The following is a 5397-nucleotide window of genomic DNA, read 5'->3' as shown; positions in this document are numbered from 1 at the left end:
ATCAATAACATTGGTTCGTCGATTTCCGGACAGACCGTTGCGCTGCAATCCGTGACCGGGGACATCAATAACGTCACCCAGGCGCAGCAGTGGACGGCCGCGCCGACCACCAGCAAAAGCAAAACGTCTCAGCTGACCTTCAGCCAGACCCAGACCGGCGACGTGGCCGGTATCTCGGCCACTGACGGGCTTTCGCTCACCGCCGGTCACGACATCAACAACACCGGCGCCCGGCTCACGGCGGGCAGTGACCTGCAACTGGTGGCGCTGAACGACGTTAACATCACCGGCAATGCGCTCAGCACCAGCAAAACCACGGCGAAAAGCAGCGCGCAGACCACCGACAGCCAGGCCAGCACGGTCAGCGCGGGCGGTAATTTATCGGCCAGCGCGGGACACGACCTGACCGTGGCGGGCAGCGCCGTTACCGCCAAAGGCGACGCCACGCTGGCGGCAGTCAACGACATCAACCTCAACACGATGGACCAGAGCAGCCATCAGACCAGCGGTAAAAATCAGACTGACAACAACAATGCCACCCGCACGGTGGTGAGCAGCGGCGGCGACCTGACGCTCAGCGCCGGGCGCGACCTCAACTCGCAGGCCGCGCAACTGACCGCCGACCTCAACGCCTCACTCAGCGCCGGTCGCGACGTCAACCTGAACGCGCAGCAGACCAGCACCTACAGCGAAACCCACGGCAGCAAAAGCGTGAGTATCCGTGAAAATGTCGGGCAGGAAGGGACAGCGGTGGTGAGCGGCGGGAGCACCACGATTAAAGCGGGTCAGGATGTTAATGCTAACGCAGCAAGTGTTACGGCGAAGCAGGACATTGCCGTCAATGCTGGCCGAGATGTCAATCTTGATACCGCCACAGAGAGCAGTTATGCCTACGATGAGAAGACCAGGACCAAGAAGCACCTTTTCTCGAAAACCACCACACACACAATCAGTGAAGACAGTTCCACTCACGAAAAAGGTTCGCTGCTAAGTGGCGATAATGTTGCCGTTACGGCGGGCAATAATTTACTGGTGAAAGGTTCTTCGGTGGTCGGCGATGGTGATGTGACGCTGAAGGCCGGGAACAATGTCGATATTGTCGCGGCTACAAACACGGATTCAAGCTGGCGGCTGAGCGAGACCAAAAAAAGCGGGCTGATGGGCACGGGTGGCCTTGGCGTGACGATTGGGTCATCACAGACACGCCATGAACTGAAAGAGCAGGGAACAACGCAAAGTCAGAGTGTGAGTACCGTGGGAAGCACCGCTGGCAATCTGAGTATCACCTCAGGGAGACAAGCGCATATTGGTGGCGCAGACCTTGTAGCGGCTAAAGATATGTCGATAACTGGCGACAGCGTCGTTATTGATCCCGGACACGATAAACGCAGCAGTGATGAAAAATTTGAACAGAAATCAACAGGACTTACGCTTGCACTTTCCGGTGCTGTTGCTGATGCGGTGAATTCTGCTATTGCCGCAACACAGAGTGCAAAACATGAAAGTGATGGCCGTCTGGCCGCATTGCAGGCGACCAAAGCAGCACTTTCCGGTGCTCAGGCCATGCTCGCGAAACAGCAGGCTAATGTCAGTGCAGATCCGAATAACGGCGTAGGTATCAGCATTTCGCTAACGTCGCAGCAGTCAAAATCATCGCAACATCAGCAAAGTGATACCGTCAATGGCTCCACGTTGAATGCGGGGAATAATTTATCGATTACTGCGACAGGTAAAGGTTACGACTTACACAGTGGTGATATTGCTATTGGCGGCAGTCAGCTAAAAGCGGGCGGTAATACGTCTCTGAATGCAGCTAATGATATCTTGCTGACCGGCGCGGCAAATACCCAGGAAAGTACGGGCAAAAATAGCAGCAGCGGCGGCGGTGTTGGCCTGAGTTTCGGAGTAGGCAGCGGGAGTGCCGGACTGAGCATATTTGCCAGCGTTAATGGGGCAAAAGGCAATGATAAAGGTAATGGCACCCGTTGGTCGGAAACCACGCTCGACAGCGGTGGCAATGTAACGCTTAACAGCGGACGTGATACCACTTTGTCAGGCGCGCAGGTGAACGGCAATAAAGTCGTGGTTGATGCTGGCCGCGACCTGACCATCACCAGCCAGCAGGACAGTGATGACTATAAATCGAAGCAAACCAGCTTCGGTGTAGGCGGCAGTTTCACCATTGGTTCCATGAGCGGTTCCGGCTATATCAATCTCAGCCAGGACAAAATGAACAGCACCTACGACAGTGTTGTCGAGCAAAGTGGTATTTATGCGGGCAGGGGCGGGTTTGATATCCATGTGGGCAGCCATACCCAACTGAACGGTGGTGTGATTGCCAGTCAGGGAACGGCGGACAAAAACCTGCTGGATACCGGTACGCTCGGTTTCAGTGATATCGGCAACGAAGCAGATTATAAGGTCAGCCACAGCGGCATCAGTCTGAGCGGTGGCAATGGTGCCAGCATGGTGGGCAACGCCATGTCGAATGTTGGTAACCTGCTGGCCGGGCTGAACGGTAAAGGCCATGCGGATGGCACCACCCAGTCTGCGGTGGCAGAGGGAACCATTATCGTTCGTGATACCGCTAATCAGCAGCAAAGCGTGGCCGATTTAAGCCGTGACACAGACCATGCAAATGGCAGTATCAGTCCGATTTTTGATAAAGAAAAAGAGCAGAAGCGCCTGCAGGCGAGCCAGCTGGTGGGGGAGATTGCGGGTCAGATGACCGATATCGTCAATACTTATGGCGATATCCAGGCGTTGAAGAATCTGGGCGGTGTGCCTGAAGGGATGTCTGCCAATGACAGAGAAAGTTATCTCAAAACTCTGCGAAACAGTGATGCTTATCAGGCCGAAATTAGAAATTACGGTATTGGCAGCAATAACCAGATGGTGGTACAGGCACTCAGTGGCGTATTGCAGGGGATTGTCAGCGGCAACATCAGTGGAGCAATCGCAGGGGGAATAAGCCCGCTGATTGCCCGGGAAATCAAAAGTCACACGCTGAATGAAGACGGCACGCCCAACGTTGCGGCTAATGCGATGGCCCATGCCGTCTGGGGCGCTGTAGCAGCGCAAATGTCCGGAGGCAATGCAGCAGCGGGTGCTGCCGGCGCGTTCAGTGGTGAACTTGCCGCGCGTTATATAGCGAAATATTATTACCATGCGACCACTCAGGCGGATATAGATAAACTTTCGCAGAGCGACCGGCAGGAAATCAGCTTACTGAGTACGCTGGCGGCGGGTGTTGCCGGAGCAACAGCGGGCAATAACCTGTCTTCTGCGACGACGGGGGCGCAAGCGGGGAAGAATGCGGTTGAGAATAATGCGCTGGCATTAGGCAGCACTGCATCTGCACTGAATGCAGCAATCTCTGGTGCAATTGGAAATGGAAGCCAGCAACAACAGGATAATAAAGAAGATCAAGGTGCGGGATATACTTGTGAAGGTACCCGTGAACAGTGCGCCGTTCGCGATCCTAACCGTGGACCGGGAAGAGTATTAAATGATGATGGTTCAGATCCTGAAAATCAGCCAAATTTAGGCAAGGATCTGACGGATGCAGAGAAGGCCGAACTGGGTGGAGCGGGTTCTGGCACACCAGATGGTTGGGGGCCGGAGGATGAGGAAAATGCGCGGAATCAAGAATCTACTAGTTCGGGTAGTGGTAAGAGTGCCGAAACAATTGGTCGCGATATTGCTGATGGTCATGCTTTTGAAAAACACGTTCTTGAGCAAAATGAGTACGCTGATTTAGGGATAAAGACAAAAGAACAATTTGCTCAACATATTGAAAATGTGGTCAGGAATCCAACATCGACAAAAGAGCTAAGCAATGGCAGATCTGCGTACTGGGATCAATCGAGTGGTACTGTTGTAATTCGTAATCCAAAAGCAGCAGATGGTGGCACAGCGTTTAGGCCAACAAATGGACGTGCGTATTTTGATAATCTGAGGTAATTCATGGAATTATTAGCAGTGATTAGGCAACAAGCAGACTTAAGACTTACAGAGGATGAGCTATTAATATTAAATTCGGCACTCAACGAGATCTGTAACGGTATATCTGTATCAGAGTTTGATACCAGAATCGGAGCAACGCGAGACGATGTAACATTGTTGCTTGAGAAAATAGGTCAGACTTTGGATGTAATAGCTACTTTAACGTGAAAGTAAAAATCCCGACGAAGTCGCCGGGATTTTTTTATCTGTCACTCAGCAGCCCGGATCACCAGTTGTCAGCTTCTTAGCGCGGTGTGGCGCACAGCTTCGCTCTGCTGCGGGCTTCAGTAACCTTCTTCAGCATCGCAGTCGCCGCCGTCCGCTTCAGCCCCATCATTAATCCTCAGCAAACACCTCAACCGGGGCTGTGACAGCCTATATTCAGGGTGGCTCAGTGACGGGCGGCGGGTGTTGCCGGAGCAACAGCGGGCAATAACCTGTCTTCTGCGACGACAGGGGCGCAGGCGGGGAAGAATGCGGTTGAGAATAATGCACTGGCATTAGGCAGCACTGCATCTGCACTGAATGCAGCAATCTCTGGTGCAATTGGAAATGGAAGCCAGCAACAACAGGATAATAAAGAAGATCAAGGTGCGGGATATACTTGTGAAGGTACCCGTGAACAGTGCGCCGTTCGCGATCCTAACCGTGGACCGGGAAGAGTATTAAATGATGATGGTTCAGATCCTGAAAATCAGCCAAATTTAGGCAATAATCTGACGGATGCAGAGAAGGCCGAACTGGGTGGAGCGGGTTCTGGCACAGCAGATGGTTGGGGACCGGAGGATGAGGAAAATGCAAGGAATAGCGAGTCTCAACCAAATAGATCTGATGCCAATAATATTTCGTCCCTGCCTGTTGAAGAACAAATAGGTATATTGAGAGATGCAGCAAGTGGCAAAAAAGGTAACTTTGGTCTGGGGCAAGCCACGGCTAAAGATGCTAACACATTAGGGGAAGCATGGGTTGGCCCAGGATATAGAGTTTCTAGTGATGGTACATCATGGGTCAGTTCTGATGGATTGAGGGTTTATCGTCCACCTACGTCTAAACCAAATAGTTCGCAAGCAACAACCGGAGTTCAGGCTAATTTTGAACAAAAATTGACGCCAACAGGAAGACCTATTAGTAACGGGCATCTGGATATAACTAAATGAATATTGATTTAAAAGGGCTACGATCATTGGAGCTTGAAGATGGCTTAATAAATTATTGGCCAACTGATCCTTCAAACTTTAGTTGTTGGATCCGGGCAATGATTGGGCCTAATGATCAAGATGGTGCAGAGTGTTTCGACATGCTGGTATGTACACCGATCTGGCTTCAAGGTGAGTTAGCAACGAATAAAGTTCTGTCAGGTAGAGGAATGATCATTGTCGAAAAGTATAATTA

The 5397-nt window shown here is 51.9% G+C and carries 3 protein-coding genes and 1 pseudogene; all 4 read left to right on the top strand.

The genetic code is table 11. The annotated features are described in order from the left end of the window. Window positions 1-3963, top strand: a 3963-nt coding sequence (locus tag J1785_RS03685; RefSeq protein ID WP_217218843.1) for a hemagglutinin repeat-containing protein, incomplete at its 5' end; no start/stop codon positions are given. 3 nt (window positions 3964-3966) lie between these two features. Next, window positions 3967-4173: a hypothetical protein gene (locus J1785_RS03680; protein WP_217218842.1), complete on the top strand. Its 207-nt coding sequence runs from the start codon at window positions 3967-3969 to the stop codon at window positions 4171-4173. A 245-nt stretch (window positions 4174-4418) separates the two neighbouring features. After that, window positions 4419-5162, top strand: a pseudogene (locus J1785_RS26995) (VENN motif pre-toxin domain-containing protein); the annotation flags it as partial. Then, the coding region (locus J1785_RS03670) for an Imm8 family immunity protein (RefSeq protein ID WP_217218841.1) at window positions 5159-5397 on the top strand (239 nt) is incomplete at its 3' end. The pseudogene J1785_RS26995 and the gene J1785_RS03670, both read left to right, overlap by 4 nt.

The sequence above is a fragment of the Rahnella perminowiae genome (genome assembly GCF_019049755.1).
In the GTDB taxonomy this organism is placed as follows: domain Bacteria; phylum Pseudomonadota; class Gammaproteobacteria; order Enterobacterales; family Enterobacteriaceae; genus Rahnella; species Rahnella perminowiae.
Note: the sequence above shows the minus strand (reverse complement) of the source record. Positions and strands in the feature narration are given on the sequence as shown.